The organism is Pseudomonas artemisiae, from assembly GCF_057128685.1.
Map to the genome: position 1 here is coordinate 548,390 of NZ_JBSKHS010000001.1, position 21,225 is coordinate 569,614.

Sequence of the window (21,225 nt, forward strand, 5' to 3'; positions counted from 1 at the left end):
CGGGGCTTTCACCCGCTATGGCCGCCCATTTCAGAGCGTTACACGACTAAGACTTGGGTCTTAGCCGAGGCTGATCTGTACTTCCACGCCTGCCGCGAGGTCAAGTTTCATCAGCGCGTCAACGGTTTTATCCGTTGGCTGGACGATGTCCAGAACACGCTTATGAGTACGGATCTCGTACTGGTCACGCGCGTCTTTGTTGACGTGAGGAGAAACCAGAACAGTGAACCGCTCCTTGCGAGTAGGCAGTGGAATCGGACCACGCACCTGTGCCCCAGTACGCTTCGCGGTTTCCACGATTTCCTGGGTGGATTGGTCGATCAGGCGATGGTCAAAGGCCTTCAACCTGATACGAATTTGCTGATTTTGCATTGGATTTCAGACTCCAGGCTCATTCCCAACAGACGGACTACGCCCGTTAAAAGGAGGCGTGATTCTATAGACGCGCCTAACAGGTGTCAACCCAATAAAAAAACCCCCGCTAGGCGGGGGTTTTTCTGAAGCGGGGGGCTTACTCGATGACTTTGGCTACAACGCCAGCGCCAACGGTACGACCGCCTTCACGGATTGCGAAACGCAGGCCGTCTTCCATTGCGATGGTCTTGATCAGGGTAACAGTCATCTGAATGTTATCGCCTGGCATAACCATTTCAACGCCTTCCGGCAGTTCGCAGTTACCGGTCACGTCGGTGGTCCGGAAGTAGAACTGTGGACGGTAGCCTTTGAAGAACGGGGTATGACGACCACCTTCTTCTTTGGACAATACGTACACTTCCGCGGTGAACTTGGTGTGCGGCTTGACGGTGCCTGGCTTGACCAGTACCTGGCCACGCTCAACGTCGTCACGCTTGGTGCCGCGCAGCAGCACGCCGCAGTTCTCGCCAGCACGACCTTCGTCCAGCAGCTTGCGGAACATTTCAACGCCGGTGCAGGTAGTTTTCTGAGTTGGGCGCAGGCCCACGATCTCAACTTCTTCCTGGATCTTGACGATGCCACGCTCAACACGGCCGGTTACAACAGTACCGCGACCGGAGATCGAGAACACGTCTTCGATTGGCATCAGGAACGGCTTATCAATAGCGCGCTCTGGCTCAGGAATGTAGCTGTCAAGGGTTTCGACCAGCTTCTTCACGGCAGTGGTGCCCATCTCGTTGTCGTCTTGGCCGTTCAGGGCCATCAACGCCGAACCGATGATGATCGGGGTGTCGTCGCCTGGGAAATCGTAGGTGCTGAGCAGGTCACGCACTTCCATTTCAACCAGTTCCAGCAGCTCGGCGTCGTCTACCATGTCGGCCTTGTTCAGGAACACGACAATGTAGGGAACGCCAACCTGACGGGACAGCAGGATGTGTTCGCGAGTCTGGGGCATCGGGCCGTCAGCGGCCGAGCAAACCAGAATAGCGCCGTCCATCTGGGCAGCACCGGTGATCATGTTCTTCACGTAGTCAGCGTGACCTGGGCAGTCAACGTGAGCGTAGTGACGAACAGCCGAGTCGTACTCGACGTGCGCGGTGTTGATGGTGATACCACGAGCTTTTTCTTCTGGGGCGCTGTCGATCTTGTCGAAATCAACCTTGGCCGAACCGAATACTTCGGAGCAGACGCGGGTCAGAGCAGCGGTCAGAGTGGTTTTACCGTGGTCAACGTGACCGATGGTGCCAACGTTGACGTGCGGTTTGTTACGTTCAAATTTTTCTTTAGCCACGACAGTGAACCTCTTGCCTAAAGGACTTTAGCCTTGTTTTTTAACCAGAGCTTCGACGATGTTCGAAGGCGCTGGAGCGTATTTGGAGAATTCCATGGAATAGCTGGCACGGCCCTGGGACATGGAGCGCACGTCGGTCGCATAACCGAACATCTCGCCCAGCGGCACTTCGGCACGGATTACCTTGCCGGAAACAGTATCTTCCATACCCTGGATCAGACCACGACGACGGTTCAGGTCACCCATCACGTCACCCATGTAGTCCTCAGGGGTTACTACTTCAACCTTCATGATCGGCTCGAGTACTTCGCCACCGCCCTTCTGGGCCAGTTGCTTGGTAGCCATCGAGGCCGCGACCTTGAACGCCATTTCGTTGGAGTCGACGTCGTGGTACGAACCGTCGAATACCGTTGCCTTCAGGCCGATCAGAGGATAACCGGCTACGACGCCGTTTTTCATCTGTTCTTCAATGCCCTTCTGGATGGCCGGGATGTATTCCTTAGGAATCACGCCACCAACCACTTCGTTGGTGAACACCAGGCCTTCGGTGATGTTGCCGTTCTCGTCAGTGTCTGGTTTCGAGAAGCGAACCCAGCAATGACCGAACTGACCACGACCACCAGACTGACGAACGAACTTGCCTTCGATCTCGACGTTGTCCCGAGTGATCTGCTCACGGTAGGACACTTGCGGCTTGCCGATGTTGGCCTCGACGTTGAACTCGCGACGCATACGGTCAACGAGGATGTCCAGGTGCAACTCGCCCATGCCGGAGATGATAGTCTGGCCGGTTTCTTCGTCGGTCTTGACGCGGAAAGAGGGGTCTTCCTGAGCGAGTTTGCCCAGTGCGATACCCATTTTTTCCTGGTCGTCCTTGGTCTTGGGCTCTACGGCAACCGAGATAACCGGCTCCGGGAAGTCCATGCGAACCAGGATGATTGGCTTCTCAGCGGAACAGAGGGTATCACCCGTGGTGACATCCTTCATGCCGATCAAGGCCGCGATGTCGCCAGCGCGCACTTCCTTGATCTCTTCGCGGGTGTTTGCGTGCATTTGCACCATACGACCCACGCGCTCTTTCTTGCCCTTGACCGAGTTGATCACACCATCGCCAGAGTTCAACACGCCCGAATAGACACGTGCGAATGTCAGCGTACCCACGAAGGGGTCGGTTGCGATCTTGAAGGCCAGCGCCGAGAACGGTTCGCTATCGTCCGCGTGACGCTCCATTTCGACGGTCTCGTCATCTGGGTCGGAACCCTTGATGGCAGGAATGTCGACAGGCGCCGGCAGGAAGTCGATAACGGCGTCCAGAACCAGGGGAACGCCTTTGTTCTTGAACGACGAACCACAAACGGCCAGAACGATTTCACCCGCGATAGTCCGCTGACGTAGACCGATCTTGATTTCCTCGAGGGTGAGTTCTTCACCTTCCAGGTACTTGTTCATGAACTCTTCGTTGGCTTCGGCCGCGGCTTCGATCATGTTCGAGCGCCACTCTTCGGCCAAGTCCTGCATTTCCGCGGGAATTGGTTCACGGCGAGCAGCCATGCCCTTGTCGTCGTCGTTCCAGTAGACGGCTTCCATGGTCAGCAAGTCGATCTGACCCTGGAAGTTGTCTTCGGCACCGATGGCAAGCTGGATCGGCACCGGGGTGTGACCCAGACGCTTTTTGATCTGCTCTACCACGCGCAGGAAGTTCGCGCCGGCACGGTCCATCTTGTTTACGTAAACGAGACGTGGAACACCGTACTTGTTGGCCTGACGCCATACGGTTTCGGACTGGGGCTCAACACCGGAAGTACCGCAGAACACGACCACCGCGCCGTCGAGTACGCGCAGTGAGCGCTCTACTTCGATGGTGAAGTCAACGTGACCGGGGGTATCGATGATGTTGAAACGATGCTTGTCGAACTGCTTGTTCGAACCCGCCCAGAATGCAGTAGTAGCAGCGGAGGTGATGGTAATCCCCCGCTCCTGCTCTTGCACCATCCAGTCCATGGTCGCGGCGCCATCATGCACCTCGCCCATTTTGTGGTTTACGCCGGTGTAAAACAGTACGCGCTCGGTGGTAGTGGTTTTACCCGCATCCACGTGAGCAACGATACCGATATTACGGTAGCGATTAATCGGTGTTGTACGAGCCATAAAGCCCTCGCAAAGTGAGTGACGCTGATATTAGAAGCGGTAGTGCGAGAAGGCCTTGTTGGCTTCGGCCATACGGTGCACGTCTTCACGCTTCTTGACCGCGGCGCCTTTACCTTCAGCAGCATCAAGCAACTCACCAGCCAAACGCAGTGCCATGGACTTCTCGCCGCGCTTGCGGGCGTAGTCTACGAGCCAGCGCATGGCCAGAGCGTTACGACGGGATGGGCGAACTTCGACCGGAACCTGGTAGGTTGCACCGCCTACACGGCGGGACTTTACTTCGACCAGCGGAGCGATGGCGTCGAGAGCTTTCTCGAAGATTTCCAGGGGATCGCTGTTCTTGCGCGCTTTAACCGTTTCCAGAGCACCGTAAACGATGCGCTCGGCTACGGCCTTCTTGCCGCTTTCCATCACGTGGTTCATGAATTTGGCGAGGATCTGGCTACCGTATTTCGGATCGTCCAGAATTTCACGCTTGGCTGCTACACGACGTCTTGGCATTGATAAGCCCTCAAACGGTCTTCAGGTTAGCCCGGGACTAATGCCCGACCTTACTCTTATCGACTCAATAAAAATGTTGACTGCAAAGTGCGGCAAGCGGTCCTTACTTCGGACGCTTGGTACCGTACTTGGAACGACCCTGGTTACGGCCTTTGACACCCGAGGTATCCAAGGAACCGCGAACGGTGTGGTAACGCACACCTGGCAAGTCTTTTACACGACCGCCACGGATCAGCACGACGCTGTGCTCTTGCAGGTTGTGACCTTCACCACCGATGTACGAGGAAACCTCGAAACCGTTGGTCAAGCGTACACGGCAAACCTTACGAAGTGCCGAGTTAGGTTTTTTCGGCGTAGTGGTGTACACACGGGTGCATACGCCACGACGCTGCGGGCAGTTCTGCAGCGCGGGTACGTCGGATTTCTCGACGATACGCTTGCGCGGCTGGCGTACCAGCTGGTTGATCGTTGCCATCTTTAAGCTCCACTGATGTCTTTCGACGCTTGTTGCCCTACTTGAAAAACAAATGGCAGGGCAAAAGCCCCGCCAGATTTAGGGGTACGAGAGTCTAAAGATCCCTCGCCCCTCAGTCAAGGCAAAGCGCGCCCCGCTCCCCCGGCGAAGCCGGAGCAGTGGGACGCGCTGCCTTGTCAGTTACCGCTTGAGTTCAGGGCTTCCGTCAATGCGGCTTCCACTTCGCTCGCGCTTACGCGCAGCGGCTTGTCTGCTTCACGACGACGCTTGCGCTCGCTGTGATAAGCCAGGCCGGTACCGGCCGGGATCAGACGACCTACCACCACGTTTTCCTTCAAGCCGCGCAGATAATCGCGCTTGCCGGTAACCGCTGCCTCGGTAAGTACCCGAGTGGTTTCCTGGAAAGATGCCGCGGAGATGAACGACTCGGTCGACAGCGAGGCCTTGGTGATACCGAGCAACACACGGGAGTACTTGGAGACGAACTTGTCCTCGGCAGACAGACGCTCGTTCTCGCCCAGCACCTGGGTGAGTTCCATCTGGTCGCCCTTGATGAAGCTCGAATCCCCGGACTCGGCAATCTCCACCTTGCGCAGCATTTGCCGCAAGATGGTCTCGATGTGCTTGTCGTTGATCTTAACGCCTTGCAGACGGTAAACGTCCTGGATCTCGTTAACGATGTACTTGGCCAGAGCGCTCACACCCAACAGTCGCAGAATATCGTGCGGGTCGCTTGGGCCGTCGGAGATGACTTCACCGCGGTTCACTTGTTCGCCTTCGAAGACGTTCAGGTGACGCCACTTCGGAATCAACTCTTCGTACGGATCGCTGCCATCGTTCGGGGTAATGACCAAGCGGCGCTTGCCCTTGGTTTCCTTACCGAACGCGATGGTCCCGCTGACTTCTGCCAGAATGGACGCTTCCTTCGGCCGACGGGCTTCGAACAAGTCGGCAACCCGTGGCAGACCACCGGTAATGTCTCGGGTTTTGGACGTTTCTTGTGGGATACGGGCAATAACGTCACCCACGCCCACTTGAACACCATCCGCCACACCGACCAGCGCGTTCGCGGGCAGGAAGTACTGCGCAGGCACGTCGGTACCTGGCAACAACAAGTCCTTGCCATCGACGCCTACCATCTTCACGGCCGGGCGGATTTCCTTGCCGGAGGCAGGGCGATCCTTCACGTCCAGTACTTCGATGTTGGTCAGACCAGTCAGCTCGTCAGTCTGGCGCTTGATGGTAATCCCCTCCTCCATGCCGACGAAGGTAACGGTACCTTTCATTTCGGTCACGATCGGGTGGGTGTGCGGGTCCCACTTGGCAACGATGGAGCCTGCGTCTACCTTGTCGCCTTCCTTCACGGAAATGACCGCACCGTACGGCAGCTTGTAGCGCTCACGCTCGCGACCGAACTCGTCAGCGATGGCCAGCTCCCCGGAGCGGGAGACCGCTACCAGGTTGCCGTCCGCGCGCTCGACATGCTTAAGGTTGTGCAGACGAACCATACCGCCGTTCTTCACTTGCACGCTGTCCGCGGCGGAGGTCCGGCTTGCGGCACCACCGATGTGGAAGGTACGCATGGTCAGCTGGGTACCAGGCTCACCGATGGACTGGGCGGCGATAACGCCAACCGCTTCACCGATGTTGACCAAGTGGCCACGGGCCAAATCGCGACCGTAGCACTTGGAGCAGATACCGAAGCGGGTTTCACAGCTGATCGGCGAGCGAACGACCACTTCGTCGATGCTGTTGAGCTCGATAAACTCGACCCACTTTTCGTCCACCAGAGTGCCGGCTGGAACGATGACGTCCTCAGTGCCAGGCTTGAATACGTCCTGAGCAATAACACGGCCCAGTACGCGTTCGCCCAATGGCTCTACCACGTCGCCGCCTTCGATGTGCGGCGTCATGAACAAGCCATGCTCGGTGCCACAGTCGATTTCGGTTACTACCAGGTCCTGCGCCACGTCAACCAGACGACGGGTCAGGTAACCGGAGTTAGCGGTCTTGAGCGCGGTATCCGCCAAGCCTTTACGTGCACCGTGAGTCGAGATGAAGTACTGAAGTACGCTCAGGCCTTCACGGAAGTTCGCGGTGATCGGCGTTTCGATGATGGAGCCGTCAGGCTTGGCCATCAGGCCACGCATACCCGCCAGCTGACGAATCTGTGCAGCCGAACCCCGGGCACCGGAGTCCGCCATCATGTACATGGAGTTAAACGACTCTTGGTCGACTTCCTTGCCTTCCCGGTCGATGACCTTTTCTTTCGAAAGGTTGGCCATCATCGCCTTGGATACTTCGTCGTTGGCCTTCGACCAAAGGTCGATCACCTTGTTGTACTTCTCGCCCTGGGTTACCAGGCCGGAGGCATACTGGCTTTCGATTTCCTTCACTTCGTCGGTAGCGGTACCGATGATGCGAGCTTTTTCATCTGGGATAACGAAGTCGTTAACACCGATGGACACGCCAGAAATAGTCGAGTACGCGAAACCGGTGTACATCAACTGGTCAGCGAAGATCACGGTTTCCTTCAGACCCACCACGCGGTAGCAATGGTTGATCAGCTTGGAGATCGCCTTTTTCTTCATTGGCTGGTTGACGACTTCGTACGGCAGGCCGGCAGGTACCACTTGGAACAGCAACGCGCGGCCGACAGTCGTGTCGACGATACGAGTGCTGGTGACGCTACCGCCGTCACGGTCGTTGACCGTTTCAGTGATACGTACCTTGATCTTGGCGTGCAACGCGGCTTCGCCAGCGCGGAAGACGCGGTCGACTTCCTGCAGGTCAGCGAAGATGCGACCTTCGCCCTTGGCATTGATGGCTTCACGGGTCATGTAGTACAAACCCAACACCACGTCCTGCGAAGGCACGATGATCGGCTCGCCGTTGGCGGGCGAGAGAATGTTGTTGGTGGACATCATCAGCGCACGCGCTTCCAGCTGGGCCTCAAGGGTCAGCGGAACGTGAACGGCCATCTGGTCACCGTCGAAGTCGGCGTTGTATGCCGCACATACCAGCGGGTGCAGCTGGATGGCTTTACCTTCGATCAATACCGGCTCGAACGCCTGGATACCCAGACGGTGCAGGGTAGGCGCGCGGTTGAGCAGTACGGGGTGTTCGCGGATGACTTCGGCGAGAACGTCCCAAACCTCGGGCAGCTCGCGCTCGACCATCTTCTTGGCGGCCTTGATGGTGGTCGCCAGACCACGCACTTCCAGCTTGCCGAAAATGAATGGCTTGAACAATTCCAAGGCCATTTTCTTGGGCAAACCGCACTGGTGCAGGCGCAGGGTCGGGCCTACCGTGATTACGGAACGACCAGAGTAGTCCACGCGCTTACCGAGCAAGTTCTGACGGAAACGACCTTGCTTACCTTTGATCATATCGGCCAACGACTTCAGCGGACGCTTGTTGGAGCCCGTGATGGCGCGACCGCGACGACCGTTGTCGAGCAGGGCGTCGACCGCTTCCTGCAACATGCGCTTCTCGTTACGCACGATGATATCGGGCGCGGAGAGGTCGAGCAGGCGCTTGAGGCGGTTGTTACGGTTGATGACACGGCGATACAGGTCGTTCAGGTCGGATGTGGCAAAACGGCCACCGTCGAGCGGAACAAGCGGACGCAGGTCTGGCGGCAGTACCGGCAGAACGGTCAAGACCATCCACTCAGGCAGGTTGCCGGAGCCCTGGAAGGCTTCCATCAGCTTCAAGCGCTTGGACAGCTTCTTGATCTTGGTTTCGGAGTTGGTTTGCGGAATTTCTTCGCGCAAGCGGCCAATCTCGTGCTCCAAGTCAATAGCATGCAACAACTCGCGCACCGCTTCAGCGCCCATGCGGGCATCGAAGTCGTCGCCGAACTCTTCGAGGGCTTCGAAGTACTGCTCATCGTTAAGCAACTGGCCCTTTTCAAGGGTGGTCATGCCTGGATCAATGACCACGTAGCTCTCGAAATAGAGTACGCGTTCGATATCACGCAGGGTCATGTCCATCAGCAGGCCGATACGGGACGGCAGCGACTTCAGGAACCAGATGTGAGCCACTGGCGAAGCCAGCTCGATATGGGCCATGCGCTCGCGGCGCACCTTGGCCAGTGCAACCTCAACACCGCACTTCTCGCAGATCACACCGCGGTGTTTGAGGCGCTTGTACTTACCGCACAGGCACTCGTAGTCCTTGACCGGGCCAAAGATCTTGGCGCAGAAAAGGCCGTCACGCTCAGGCTTGAACGTACGGTAGTTGATGGTTTCAGGCTTCTTGACTTCACCGAACGACCACGAACGGATCATTTCAGGCGAGGCAAGGCCGATACGGATGGCGTCGAACTCTTCGACTTGACCCTGGTTTTTCAGCAGATTCAACAGGTCTTTCAAGGCCTTTTCCTCCTGGCGGAGCAGGAAGTGAGGGTTAGCCCCCACTCCCATTCACGTCGCGTGTTATTCGGTTTCCAGATCGATATCGATACCGAGCGAACGAATTTCTTTGATCAACACGTTGAAGGACTCGGGCATGCCCGGCTCCATACGGTGATCGCCGTCCACGATGTTCTTGTACATCTTGGTTCGGCCGTTCACGTCGTCCGACTTCACGGTGAGCATTTCCTGCAGAGTGTATGCCGCGCCGTATGCTTCCAACGCCCACACCTCCATCTCCCCGAAACGCTGGCCACCGAACTGAGCCTTACCACCCAGCGGCTGCTGGGTAACCAGGCTGTAAGACCCGGTGGAACGGGCGTGCATCTTGTCGTCCACCAAGTGGTTCAGCTTGAGCATGTACATGTAGCCCACAGTAACCGGACGCTCGAACTTGTTACCAGTCCGCCCGTCGAACAGCTGCATTTGGCCACTTTCGGGCATGTCCGCGAGCTTAAGCATCGACTTGATTTCGCTTTCCTTGGCGCCGTCGAAGACTGGGGTAGCCATTGGCACGCCCGCCTTGAGGTTCTTCGCCAGGGCCAGGACTTCCTGATCCGATAGCTCGTCAATGCTCTCGTGACGCCCGCCGATCTCATTGTAGATCTCGTTCAGGAAACCACGCAGGTCCGCGACCTGGCGCTGCTCTTCAAGCATGCGGTTGATCTTCTCGCCCAAGCCCTTGGCCGCGAGGCCCAAGTGGGTTTCAAGGATCTGGCCCACGTTCATACGCGACGGTACGCCCAGTGGGTTAAGCACTACATCCACCGGCGTACCGTTGGCATCGTGCGGCATGTCTTCGACCGGCATGATCACCGAGACCACACCCTTGTTACCGTGACGGCCGGCCATCTTGTCGCCCGGCTGAATACGGCGACGGATAGCCAGGTAGACCTTGACGATCTTCAGTACGCCCGGTGCCAGGTCATCGCCCTGCTGCAGCTTGCGCTTCTTGTCTTCGAACTTGTCATCCAACAAACGGCGACGGTCAACGATGTACTGCTGGGCTTTTTCCAACTGTTCGTTGAGCGCGTCTTCGTTCATGCGCAGTTTGAACCACTGCCCATGTTCCAAGCCGTTGAGTACGTCGTCGGTCAGCTCGGTGCCCTTCTTCAGGCCAGCACCGCCGTCAACCACTTGGCCAACCAGGGCGTTACGCAGACGCTCGAAGGTCGCGCCTTCGACGATGCGGAACTCTTCGTTCAGGTCCTTGCGGATCTGGTCGAGCTGGCTCTTCTCGATGGACAATGCACGGGCGTCACGCTCAACACCATCACGGGTGAAGACCTGAACGTCGATGACAGTACCCTTGGTGCCGGTTGGCACGCGCAGGGAGGTGTCCTTAACGTCGCTGGCTTTCTCACCGAAGATCGCGCGCAGCAGTTTTTCTTCCGGCGTGAGCTGGGTTTCGCCTTTTGGCGTGACCTTGCCCACCAGAATGTCCCCAGCGCCTACTTCGGCACCCACGTAAACGATACCGGCTTCGTCCAGTTTGTTCAGCGCTGCTTCACCCACGTTCGGGATGTCAGCGGTGATTTCCTCTGGGCCAAGCTTGGTGTCACGGGCCACACAGGTCAGTTCCTGGATGTGGATCGTGGTGAAGCGATCTTCCTGCACCACACGCTCGGACAGGCAGATGGAGTCTTCAAAGTTGAAGCCGTTCCATGCCATGAACGCGATACGCATGTTCTGCCCCAGCGCCAGTTCACCCATATCGGTGGACGGGCCGTCGGCCATGATGTCGCCACGCTCTACGCGATCACCGCGGTTCACCAGCGGACGCTGGTTGATGCAGGTATTCTGGTTAGAGCGGGTGTACTTGGTGAGGTTGTAGATGTCTACACCGGCTTCACCGGTTTCGACTTCATCATCGCTCACACGCACCACGATACGGCTGGCATCGACGGAGTCGATCACACCACCGCGGCGCGCTACCACGCACACACCGGAGTCGCGAGCAACGTTACGCTCCATCCCGGTGCCCACCAGGGGCTTGTCGGAACGCAGGGTTGGTACTGCCTGACGCTGCATGTTCGAACCCATCAGGGCTCGGTTGGCGTCGTCGTGCTCCAGGAACGGAATCAGCGAGGCCGCGACCGACACAACCTGCTTGGGCGAAACGTCCATCAGGGTAACGTCTTCGGGCGCCTTCACGGTGAATTCGTTCAGGTGACGCACAGCCACCAGCTCGTCCACCAACTGCTTCTGTTCGTTCATGGCCGCCGAAGCCTGCGCGATCACGTGATCGGCTTCTTCAATAGCGGACAGGAAGACGATCTCGTCGGTGACCACGCCATCCTTCACTACGCGGTACGGGCTTTCCAGAAAGCCGTACTGGTTGGTGCGGGCATAGGCAGCCAGAGAGTTGATCAGGCCAATGTTCGGACCTTCCGGCGTTTCGATCGGGCACACACGGCCGTAGTGGGTCGGGTGTACGTCACGCACTTCGAAGCCTGCGCGTTCACGGGTCAGGCCGCCTGGGCCGAGCGCGGAAACACGACGCTTGTGGGTGATTTCCGAAAGTGGGTTGTTCTGGTCCATGAACTGGGACAGCTGGCTAGAACCGAAGAACTCTTTCACCGCCGCCGCAACCGGCTTGGCGTTGATCAGGTCCTGCGGCATCAAGCCTTCGCTTTCAGCCATGGACAGGCGTTCCTTAACGGCACGCTCTACCCGCACCAGGCCCACGCGGAACTGGTTCTCGGCCATTTCGCCAACGCAACGCACGCGACGGTTACCCAGGTGGTCGATGTCATCGACAATGCCTTTACCGTTACGGATGTCCACCAAGGTCTTTAGCACGGCGACGATGTCGTCCTTGCTCAGCACGCCGGAGCCTTCGATCTCGGTACGACCGATACGGCGGTTGAATTTCATCCGGCCTACGGCAGACAGGTCGTAGCGTTCGGCACTGAAGAACAAATTGTTGAACAGTGTTTCGGCTGCGTCTTTGGTCGGCGGCTCGCCTGGGCGCATCATCCGATAAATTTCGACCAAGGCTTCCAACTGGTTGCTGGTGGAGTCGATCTTCAGGGTATCGGAAATGAACGGACCGCAGTCGATGTCGTTGGTGTACAGCGTTTCAATGCGTACAACCTGAGCCTTGGCGATCTTCACCAGTATCTCGGTGGTCAACTCGGTATTGCACTCGGCAATGATCTCGCCGGTGGCCGGATGCACGATTGCCTTGGCGGTGGTACGGCCAATCATGTAGTCCAGCGGAACCTCAAGTTCCTTGATGCCGGACTTTTCGATCTGGTTGATGTGGCGGGCAGTAATACGCCGGCCTTGCTCAACGATCACCTTCCCGTCTTGGTCGGTGATATCCATGGATGCGATCTCACCGCGCAGGCGCTGTGGCACCAGTTCCAAGCTGAGCTTCTCGCCCTTCACATGGAAGATGTTGGTGGTGTAGAAAGCATCTAGCACTTCTTCGGTGGTGTAACCGAGGGCGCGCAGCAGTACCGAGGCCGGCAGCTTGCGACGACGGTCGATACGGACGAAGACGCAGTCTTTCGGGTCAAACTCGAAGTCCAACCACGAACCACGGTAAGGAATGATGCGCGCCGAGTACAGCAGCTTGCCCGAGCTGTGGGTCTTGCCGCGATCGTGATCGAAGAAGACACCAGGCGAACGGTGCAGCTGGGAAACGATTACACGCTCGGTACCGTTGATAACGAAGGTACCGTTTTCAGTCATCAGGGGGATTTCACCCATGTAGACTTCTTGTTCTTTGATGTCTTTGATCGCTTTGTTCGACGACTCTTTGTCGAAGATGATCAGGCGCACCTTGACCCGCAGCGGTACCGCGAAGGTTACGCCACGAAGCACGCATTCCTTCACGTCGAAGGCGGGCTCGCCCAGGCGATAACCAACGTACTCCAGGGCAGCGTTGCCGGAGTAGCTGATGATCGGGAAAACCGATTTGAAGGCCGCATGCAGACCGACGTCGCGGAACTGATCCTTGGTCACTCCCGCCTGCAAGAATTCCCGATAGGAATCCAGCTGGATGGCCAGGAGGTAAGGCACATCCATGACGTCCGGCAACTTGCTAAAGTCCTTGCGGATACGTTTTTTCTCAGTGTATGAGTAAGCCATCAGCGTTCCCCAGCTTGGTCACCTGCTTGTTTGGCTTCCTCCCGGCGGGAGTAGCCAGAAAATCTTGCAAACCCCTTGGTTTGCGACACCCCGGTCGGGGTGGGGTACAGCGTGTTACAGGCTTTTGCACAACAACCAGTAACGGAAAAAGGCCGGTGGCATAAGCCACCAGCCATCAGCCTTCTGCTTGACGCTCGGGCCGCGGAGGCAAAATCGAAGTTACTTGACTTCGACTTTGGCGCCAGCTTCTTCCAGGGCTTTCTTCAGAGCTTCGGCTTCTTCTTTAGAAACGTTCTCTTTCACAACGCCCAGGTCGTCAACAACAGCTTTGGCTTCTTTCAGGCCCAGGCCGGTGGCTTCACGCACAGCCTTGATGACGTTTACTTTCTTCTCGCCGGACTCAACCAGTTTAACGGTGAATTCGGTTTGCTCTTCAACAGCAGCGGCAGCTACAGCTGGGCCAGCGGAAGCGGCGGCAGCGGTAACACCGAAGGTTTCTTCCATCGCTTTGATCAGCTCAACAACTTCCAGAACGGTTTTCTGGCCGATTGCTTCGATGATTTGCTCGTTAGTCAGAGACATGACTATGAATTCCTGTATTGGGGTGACAGCCTACGCAGCCATCAAATTAAACATATGATTTTGAAAGGGCTTGCGCGGCTTTAGGCTGCGGTCGCTTCTTTCTGGTCGCGAATGGCCGCCAGAGTACGAGCCAGCTTGCTGGTAGCGCCTTGAATCACGCTCATCAGCTGGGAAATCGCTTCGTCACGGGTCGGCAGCGAAGCCAACACGTCGATCTGGTTTGCTGCGAGGAACTTGCCCTCGAACGCAGCTGCCTTGATCTCGAACTTGTCCTGACCCTTGGCGAACTCTTTGAACAGACGGGCGGCAGCGCCCGGGTGTTCGGTGGAGAATGCAATCAGGGTCGGGCCTTTGAACGCGTCGTTGAGGATACTGTAGTCAGTACCTTCAACGGCACGGCGCAGCAGGGTGTTACGTACAACACGTACGTATACGCCAGCTTCGCGGGCCTCTTTACGGAGTCCGGTCATAGCGCCTACAGTCACACCACGGGCATCAGCCACGACAGCGGACAGAGCAGCTTTGGCAGCCTCGTTGACTTCAGCGACGATGGCCTTCTTGTCTTCGAGTTTAATTGCCACGGGTTTACTCCTGGTTTTTACCGTTTCATTCGATCGGAACCGAATGTCGTTTTGGTGTCTGATTCGGTAAGGAATCGGGAGCACCATCTGCGTAGGCTTGTGGTTTAAGACTCGCGCCGCCTACGGTCTTGGATAGCCCCCGCCAGGCAGGGACCCCAATTTTGCAACGAGAGATGCCGGTGAAGGCACCCACTCGGGTGTTAAGCGTCCAGCGAACCCTGGTCAATCACCAGGCCTGGGCCCATGGTGGTGCTTAGGGTAACGCGCTTGACGTAGATACCTTTCGAAGAAGCTGGCTTGATACGCTTGAGGTCAGCGATCAGGGCTTCAACGTTTTCCTTCAGCTTGACGGCTTCGAAACCGACCTTGCCAACGGAAGTATGGATGATGCCGTTTTTGTCGGTACGATAACGAACCTGACCCGCTTTGGCGTTTTTGACAGCGCCAGCTACGTCTGGAGTTACGGTGCCCACTTTCGGGTTAGGCATCAGGCCACGAGGACCCAGTACCTGGCCCAACTGGCCTACTACACGCATGGCATCAGGGGATGCGATCACGACGTCGTAGTTCAGGTCGCCACCTTTCATTTCGGCGGCCAGGTCATCCATACCCACGCGGTCGGCGCCAGCAGCCAGAGCGGCTTCGGCAGCAGGGCCCTGGGTGAACACGGCTACGCGTACGGTTTTACCGGTGCCGTGAGGCAGAACGGTAGCGCTACGTACAACCTGGTCGGATTTACGTGGGTCTACACCCAGGTTAACCGCAACGTCTACGGATTCACTGAACTTGACGGTGGACAGCTCGGCCAGCAGGTTGGCGGCTTCTTCGAAGCTATAGGCCTTGCCTGCTTCGATCTTGGCGGCGATCGCCTTCTGACGCTTGGTTTGCTTAGCCATTACACACCCTCCACGTTCAAGCCCATGCTACGAGCGGAGCCGGCGATGGTACGCACGGCTGCATCGAGGCTGGCAGCAGTCAAATCAGCGTTCTTGGCCTTGGCGATGTCTTCGAGCTGAGCGCGAGTGACGGTGCCTACCTTGACGGTATTCGGGCGAGCAGAACCGCTGGCGAGGCCTGCGGCCTTCTTCAGCAGAACCGAAGCTGGGGTGCTCTTGGTTTCGAACGTGAAGCTGCGGTCACTGTACACAGTGATGATCACTGGAGTTGGCAGGCCTGGTTCCATACCCTGAGTCCGGGCGTTGAAGGCCTTGCAGAATTCCATGATGTTCACGCCGTGCTGACCCAGTGCCGGGCCAACGGGTGGGCTTGGGTTGGCCTGAGCGGCCTTTACTTGCAGCTTGATATAAGCCGTGATCTTCTTAGCCATGAGCTACTCCAAATTTGGGTTCAGACGCCTTTCGGCTCCCCATTTGCTTGCGTTTTATCCCGAGGACGACAAAACCCCGCAGCTTACGCCTGCGGGGTATGGGATCCGTCTCCAGTCAGACCTTTTCGACCTGGCTGAACTCCAGCTCCACCGGGGTGGAGCGGCCGAAAATGAGGACTGCAACCTGCAGTCGGCTCTTCTCGTAGTTAACTTCTTCGACCGTGCCATTGAAGTCCGCGAAAGGACCGTCGTTAACACGGACAACTTCACCTGGCTCGAACAGGGTCTTAGGCTTGGGCTTATCACTGCCATCAGCCACGCGACGCAGGATAGCCTCGGCTTCCTTATCGGTGATGGGTGCAGGTTTGTCGGCAGTACCGCCGATAAAGCCCATTACACGAGGAGTGTCCTTGACGAGGTGCCAAGTCCCTTCGTTCATTTCCATCTGTACCAGCACGTAGCCAGGGAAGAACTTACGCTCGCTTTTGCGCTTTTGGCCGTTCCGCATCTCTACCACTTCTTCGGTAGGTACGAGAATCTCGCCAAACTGCTCTTCCATTTCTGCCAGCTTCACACGCTCAACCAGTGAACGCATGACATGCTTCTCGTAACCCGAGTAAGCATGCACAACGTACCAACGCTTAGCCACGGGACACCTTTAACCTACAATCAGGGAAACAAGCCAGCCCAAGAGGGAATCAAGCCCCCACAGCAGCAAGGCCATAACCAGTACCACAGCCACGACAATCATAGTGGTCTGCGCAGTCTCTTGGCGGGTGGGCCAAACAACTTTACGGATTTCGGTGCGTGCTTCCTTCGCGAGAATGAAGAACGACTTGCCCTTTGTGGTTTGGAGCGCCACGTAGGCCGCTACTGCGGCAAGGACAATGAGCGCCAACACGCGATACAGGACTGGAGCCGCCGAGTAATACTGATTACCGACCACCCCAACGACTACCAGCGCAACAACGACCAGCCACTTGAGGAGATCGAAACGGGTGTCAGAGGCTTCGGCCTTCGGCATCATTTGGGGAAATCCTGTGAAAAGAAAGCCAGGCCACCGAGGTGAATCTGGCAGGTCAGGAGGGAATCGAACCCCCAACCTACGGTTTTGGAGACCGTCGCTCTGCCAATTGAGCTACTGACCTAAAACTGAATCAGGCCGACCATTATGCCGGCCTGATGGAGAGATTACAACTATTACTCGATGACTTTGGCTACAACGCCAGCGCCAACGGTACGACCGCCTTCACGGATTGCGAAACGCAGGCCGTCTTCCATTGCGATGGTCTTGATCAGGGTAACAGTCATCTGAATGTTATCGCCTGGCATAACCATTTCAACGCCTTCCGGCAGTTCGCAGTTACCGGTCACGTCGGTGGTCCGGAAGTAGAACTGTGGACGGTAGCCTTTGAAGAACGGGGTATGACGACCACCTTCTTCTTTGGACAATACGTACACTTCCGCGGTGAACTTGGTGTGCGGCTTGACGGTGCCTGGCTTGACCAGTACCTGGCCACGCTCAACGTCGTCACGCTTGGTGCCGCGCAGCAGCACGCCGCAGTTCTCGCCAGCACGACCTTCGTCCAGCAGCTTGCGGAACATTTCAACGCCGGTGCAGGTAGTTTTCTGAGTTGGGCGCAGGCCCACGATCTCAACTTCTTCCTGGATCTTGACGATGCCACGCTCAACACGGCCGGTTACAACAGTACCGCGACCGGAGATCGAGAACACGTCTTCGATTGGCATCAGGAACGGCTTATCAATAGCGCGCTCTGGCTCAGGAATGTAGCTGTCAAGGGTTTCGACCAGCTTCTTCACGGCAGTGGTGCCCATCTCGTTGTCGTCTTGGCCGTTCAGGGCCATCAACGCCGAACCGATGATGATCGGGGTGTCGTCGCCTGGGAAATCGTAGGTGCTGAGCAGGTCACGCACTTCCATTTCAACCAGTTCCAGCAGCTCGGCGTCGTCTACCATGTCGGCCTTGTTCAGGAACACGACAATGTAGGGAACGCCAACCTGACGGGACAGCAGGATGTGTTCGCGAGTCTGGGGCATCGGGCCGTCAGCGGCCGAGCAAACCAGAATAGCGCCGTCCATCTGGGCAGCACCGGTGATCATGTTCTTCACGTAGTCAGCGTGACCTGGGCAGTCAACGTGAGCGTAGTGACGAACAGCCGAGTCGTACTCGACGTGCGCAGTGTTGATGGTGATACCACGAGCTTTTTCTTCTGGGGCGCTGTCGATCTTGTCGAAGTCAACCTTGGCCGAACCGAATACTTCGGAGCAGACGCGAGTCAGAGCAGCGGTCAGAGTGGTTTTACCGTGGTCAACGTGACCGATGGTGCCAACGTTGACGTGCGGTTTGTTCCGTTCGAACTTTTCCTTTGCCATCTAACCATCCCCCGGAGAAGAATTACGCAAGACACATGATCTATAAAACAAAGGCAGATATTTTCATATCTGCCTCTAAAATGGAGCTCTTGAGCGGATTTGAACCGCTGACCTCACCCTTACCAAGGGTGTGCTCTACCAACTGAGCTACAAGAGCGTAACACTGTGCAACAGCAACAAACGTGGAGCGGGTAGCGGGAATCGAACCCGCATCATCAGCTTGGAAGGCTGAGGTTCTACCACTAAACTATACCCGCGGAGCTTGCAGCTCTCGCTAAAACTGGTGGAGGGGGAAGGATTCGAACCTTCGAAGTCGTAGACGTCAGATTTACAGTCTGATCCCTTTGGCCGCTCGGGAACCCCTCCTGAACGTGGGCGGCATTTTCTACTCTGCCAACCCTGCTGTCAAGCTTTTCCTCATTAAAATCTTGAGGTTAGCTAATTCAACAGCGCTCTTTAAGTCACCAACCTTGCTGAGCGGGCGCCATTCTATTCAAAGTGCTCAGGGGTTGCAATGCCTTCGCACTGATTTATTTTATGCTTTAACCCATTGATATCATGGGATAGTTGGTCGACGCTTTCATTGCTCTGCAGTATGCCTGGCGCAAGACGCAGCCAGTGCTCGGCTTGACCTCTGTTATCCACTGTAGCGAAGGCCTGAATAGGCACCCCTAGTGCCCGAAGCTTTTGAGCCAATGGCCGCAACCCTGCCCTATCAGCGTATCCACCGAGGTAATCGCAGGTGGGTTTGTCCCCCTCAGCTGTGCCATTGCCGCTCTCGCTCAGCAATTGGATATCTTGCCTGCCCTTGTTTCCCTGTGCCATTACACTGATATCTTTTGCCCGAACTGGCGCGTCTTGCAGATTCCAAACCAGATAACAGCCGTTGAGTACCAATAACAATAAGAATAACCAACGCATGACGATGCCTCACTCCACAGGACAGGCAATGGCCAAACCCTGGAATACCAGGTCCGGGACAATCTGAGCTTCTGGAAACGCAGCGCTCACCAGGTTTGCATCCCCCCCAGTAAGAAATACCCTGTACTTACTTCCCCAATAAGCTTGAGCCTGCTCGAGCTGGGTTGCCACGAACCCTCTGAGCATCAGCACACACCCTCGCTCCACGGCCTCGACGGTAGAGCGCCCGGGCATCATGGTTTCTTTCGCGCGTTCGGCAGAATAATCGTCGTAGCGTATGCGGCGTGTATGCGTACGCAATTGATTGCGCATCAAGCTCATGCCTGGGCAGATGAAGCCGCCTAGGTGCTGACCTTCGACGTTGACGAAGTCTGAGGTAATTGCCGTGCCTAGGTCGATCACCACACAAGCCTGCCCCGCCAGATGATAAGCACCCAATACTGCCACCCATCGATCTAGGCCAAGCCGCTCGTAGTCTTCATAACCGTTGGCCACACCCGCCTGGGCTTGGGCCGGTTGGGCGATAAGGCATTTTACTGAGAACTGGCGATTGAGCGCGGCAACCAGGGTGTCGGTTTCGCCTTCGGAGCGTACGCTGACCACCCGGCAATGGACCAGGCGTATACCTGATAGGGCAGATAGGTGAGCTAGCAATTCCTCATCGGAACCCACTACCCCGCCCGCGCGCACGCTTTGGCCATTGGGGCTGATGATTCTCCACTTGATAAAGCTGTTGCCACAATCAAGCTCAAGAATCATCACGCAACCTCAAGCTTAACTCTCCGCCACTGAAATGCTCTTCCTTACCGGCGACATTCAAGCGCAACGCTCCTTGGTCATTCACTCCCAGCACCTCACCGGCGATTACTTGAGCCCCGGCTATCAAATTCACCTTACGGCCTTGCCAGGCGTGTAAAGCCTCCCACTCTTGTCGAAGACCACTGAACCCTATTGTTTCCAACTGGCCCAAGTAATGCGCCAGGGCTTTGCTGAGGGCAATTGCCAGGCTCGTACGGTCGACAGGCGTCTGAGTCACCAGATATATAGAAGACCATTCCTGGTCTATACCCTCAGCGCTGCGCATATTGGCATTGATGCCAATCCCTAGGACTACGTGGCACTGGTCTGCGGGGTCGCCTACCAGCTCAAGAAGAATCCCTGCAATCTTTTGGCCGCGAACCAGCACATCGTTGGGCCACTTTAGTTGTGCATGGGCAACACCCTGCTGCCTTAGGCAGGTTACCACTGCCATACCAGCCACCAGGCTAAGCCCTTCAAGGCGTCTGATACCTCCTTGCACGGGTATCACCAAGCTGTAATACACGTTAGCGCCATAGGGGCTTACCCATTCACGCCCCCGGCGGCCCCGACCCGCCTCTTGCCGCTCAGATAAGATCAACAATGGCTGTTCGATGCCCTTCGGCACCTGCCTCAGTGCTTGCGCATTGGTTGAATCAATCACTTGGTGGACTTCCACATCCCAACCCAGGGGAGCCAGCCCGGTGGCAAGTCGTTCTTCGTCCAGCAGGTTTATAGGCACTACCAAGCGGTAGCCTCGACCGCGGACTTTGTGTACGACCACACCTAGGTCGTCTTCTAGCAACTGTAGCTGCTTCCAGACTGCGCTACGGCTTACCCCCAGTGCGCGCCCAAGGTCTTCACCTGAATGGAAACGGCCATCTTGCAAGAGATTCAACAACTTGGACATCGACTCGCTCGCCCCAACATAAGGCCCGCATCATAGCGATGGCAATGGAGGTTGCATAGAACGGGCGCACTAGGAAGGTTAGCCTCCCGTAGCAGCCTGGCTTGTCAGCGGCTGGCTTCAGCACCATGCGTAGCGGGTCGCTGGCAAGCCAGGCTGCTACAAGGGCTTTTTAGGCCACACAGACAAAACCCCTGACCGCGGAGCGATCAGGGGTTTTGGGGTTTAATCTTGACGATGACCTACTCTCACATGGGGAAACCCCACACTACCATCGGCGATGCATCGTTTCACTGCTGAGTTCGGGAAGGGATCAGGTGGTTCCAATGCTCTATGGTCGTCAAGAAATTCGGTAGCCGCCTCGTGTCACACA

17 protein-coding genes, 4 tRNA genes and 1 rRNA gene are annotated in these 21,225 nt (G+C 56.8%); all 22 read right to left on the reverse strand.

Going from position 1 to position 21,225, the window contains the following annotated elements; genetic code table 11:
• Positions 1-60: 60 nt before the first annotated feature.
• The 22 genes from rpsJ to rrf all read right to left on the reverse strand — a co-directional run bounded on the left by rpsJ (position 61) and on the right by rrf (position 21,197).
• Entirely contained in the window at positions 61-372 is a 312-nt protein-coding gene (gene rpsJ / locus ACWKV4_RS02585) for a 30S ribosomal protein S10 (RefSeq protein ID WP_003186070.1), read from the reverse strand.
• A 139-nt stretch (positions 373-511) separates the two neighbouring features.
• Positions 512-1,705 (reverse strand): elongation factor Tu, encoded by a 1,194-nt coding sequence (tuf, locus tag ACWKV4_RS02590; RefSeq protein WP_483830545.1) that lies wholly within the window; start codon positions 1,703-1,705, stop codon positions 512-514.
• A gap of 27 nt (positions 1,706-1,732) precedes the next feature.
• Positions 1,733-3,853, reverse strand: a complete 2,121-nt coding sequence (gene fusA / locus ACWKV4_RS02595) for an elongation factor G (protein WP_483830546.1) — start codon at positions 3,851-3,853, stop codon at positions 1,733-1,735.
• A gap of 30 nt (positions 3,854-3,883) precedes the next feature.
• Positions 3,884-4,354: a 30S ribosomal protein S7 gene (rpsG, locus tag ACWKV4_RS02600; RefSeq protein WP_040261491.1), complete on the reverse strand. Its 471-nt coding sequence runs from the start codon at positions 4,352-4,354 to the stop codon at positions 3,884-3,886.
• A 103-nt stretch (positions 4,355-4,457) separates the two neighbouring features.
• A complete protein-coding gene (rpsL, locus tag ACWKV4_RS02605) occupies positions 4,458-4,829 on the reverse strand; it encodes a 30S ribosomal protein S12 (RefSeq protein WP_003186084.1) in 372 nt (123 codons plus the stop codon).
• Positions 4,830-5,005: 176 nt separating this feature from the next.
• Positions 5,006-9,205: a DNA-directed RNA polymerase subunit beta' gene (gene rpoC / locus ACWKV4_RS02610; RefSeq protein WP_483830547.1), complete on the reverse strand. Its 4,200-nt coding sequence runs from the start codon at positions 9,203-9,205 to the stop codon at positions 5,006-5,008.
• A 63-nt stretch (positions 9,206-9,268) separates the two neighbouring features.
• The gene (gene rpoB, locus ACWKV4_RS02615) at positions 9,269-13,342 is read right to left on the reverse strand and encodes a DNA-directed RNA polymerase subunit beta (protein ID WP_483830548.1); all 4,074 of its coding nucleotides are present in this window, start codon (positions 13,340-13,342) and stop codon (positions 9,269-9,271) included.
• Between the two features lie 219 nt (positions 13,343-13,561).
• A complete protein-coding gene (gene rplL, locus ACWKV4_RS02620) occupies positions 13,562-13,924 on the reverse strand; it encodes a 50S ribosomal protein L7/L12 (RefSeq protein WP_483830549.1) in 363 nt (120 codons plus the stop codon).
• 80 nt (positions 13,925-14,004) lie between these two features.
• Positions 14,005-14,505, reverse strand: a complete 501-nt coding sequence (gene rplJ / locus ACWKV4_RS02625) for a 50S ribosomal protein L10 (RefSeq protein WP_483830550.1) — start codon at positions 14,503-14,505, stop codon at positions 14,005-14,007.
• A gap of 200 nt (positions 14,506-14,705) precedes the next feature.
• Positions 14,706-15,401, reverse strand: a complete 696-nt coding sequence (gene rplA, locus ACWKV4_RS02630) for a 50S ribosomal protein L1 (RefSeq protein WP_483830551.1) — start codon at positions 15,399-15,401, stop codon at positions 14,706-14,708.
• Complete coding sequence (gene rplK, locus ACWKV4_RS02635; protein ID WP_483830552.1) at positions 15,401-15,832, reverse strand: 50S ribosomal protein L11; 432 nt, start codon at positions 15,830-15,832, stop codon at positions 15,401-15,403. The genes rplA and rplK overlap by 1 nt, the downstream gene beginning before the upstream one ends.
• Before the next feature lie 115 nt (positions 15,833-15,947).
• Positions 15,948-16,481 (reverse strand): transcription termination/antitermination protein NusG, encoded by a 534-nt coding sequence (gene nusG / locus ACWKV4_RS02640; RefSeq protein ID WP_483830553.1) that lies wholly within the window; start codon positions 16,479-16,481, stop codon positions 15,948-15,950.
• A 9-nt stretch (positions 16,482-16,490) separates the two neighbouring features.
• Positions 16,491-16,859: a preprotein translocase subunit SecE gene (gene secE / locus ACWKV4_RS02645; RefSeq protein WP_483830554.1), complete on the reverse strand. Its 369-nt coding sequence runs from the start codon at positions 16,857-16,859 to the stop codon at positions 16,491-16,493.
• Positions 16,860-16,904: 45 nt separating this feature from the next.
• A tRNA-Trp gene (locus tag ACWKV4_RS02650) sits at positions 16,905-16,980 on the reverse strand.
• Positions 16,981-17,032: 52 nt separating this feature from the next.
• Positions 17,033-18,226, reverse strand: coding sequence for an elongation factor Tu (gene tuf, locus ACWKV4_RS02655; protein ID WP_483830545.1), 1,194 nt, complete (start codon positions 18,224-18,226; stop codon positions 17,033-17,035).
• 81 nt (positions 18,227-18,307) lie between these two features.
• Positions 18,308-18,383, reverse strand: a tRNA-Thr gene (locus ACWKV4_RS02660).
• Between the two features lie 26 nt (positions 18,384-18,409).
• A tRNA-Gly gene (locus tag ACWKV4_RS02665) sits at positions 18,410-18,483 on the reverse strand.
• A 24-nt stretch (positions 18,484-18,507) separates the two neighbouring features.
• Positions 18,508-18,592, reverse strand: a tRNA-Tyr gene (locus tag ACWKV4_RS02670).
• A 123-nt stretch (positions 18,593-18,715) separates the two neighbouring features.
• The gene (locus tag ACWKV4_RS02675; RefSeq protein WP_483830555.1) at positions 18,716-19,147 is read right to left on the reverse strand and encodes a hypothetical protein; all 432 of its coding nucleotides are present in this window, start codon (positions 19,145-19,147) and stop codon (positions 18,716-18,718) included.
• A 9-nt stretch (positions 19,148-19,156) separates the two neighbouring features.
• Complete coding sequence (locus tag ACWKV4_RS02680) at positions 19,157-19,906, reverse strand: pantothenate kinase (protein ID WP_483830556.1); 750 nt, start codon at positions 19,904-19,906, stop codon at positions 19,157-19,159.
• Complete coding sequence (gene birA / locus ACWKV4_RS02685; protein ID WP_483830557.1) at positions 19,896-20,855, reverse strand: bifunctional biotin--[acetyl-CoA-carboxylase] ligase/biotin operon repressor BirA; 960 nt, start codon at positions 20,853-20,855, stop codon at positions 19,896-19,898. Before birA ends, ACWKV4_RS02680 begins: the two co-directional genes overlap by 11 nt.
• 226 nt (positions 20,856-21,081) lie before the next feature.
• Positions 21,082-21,197, reverse strand: a 5S ribosomal RNA gene (rrf, locus tag ACWKV4_RS02690).
• Positions 21,198-21,225 lie beyond the last annotated feature (28 nt).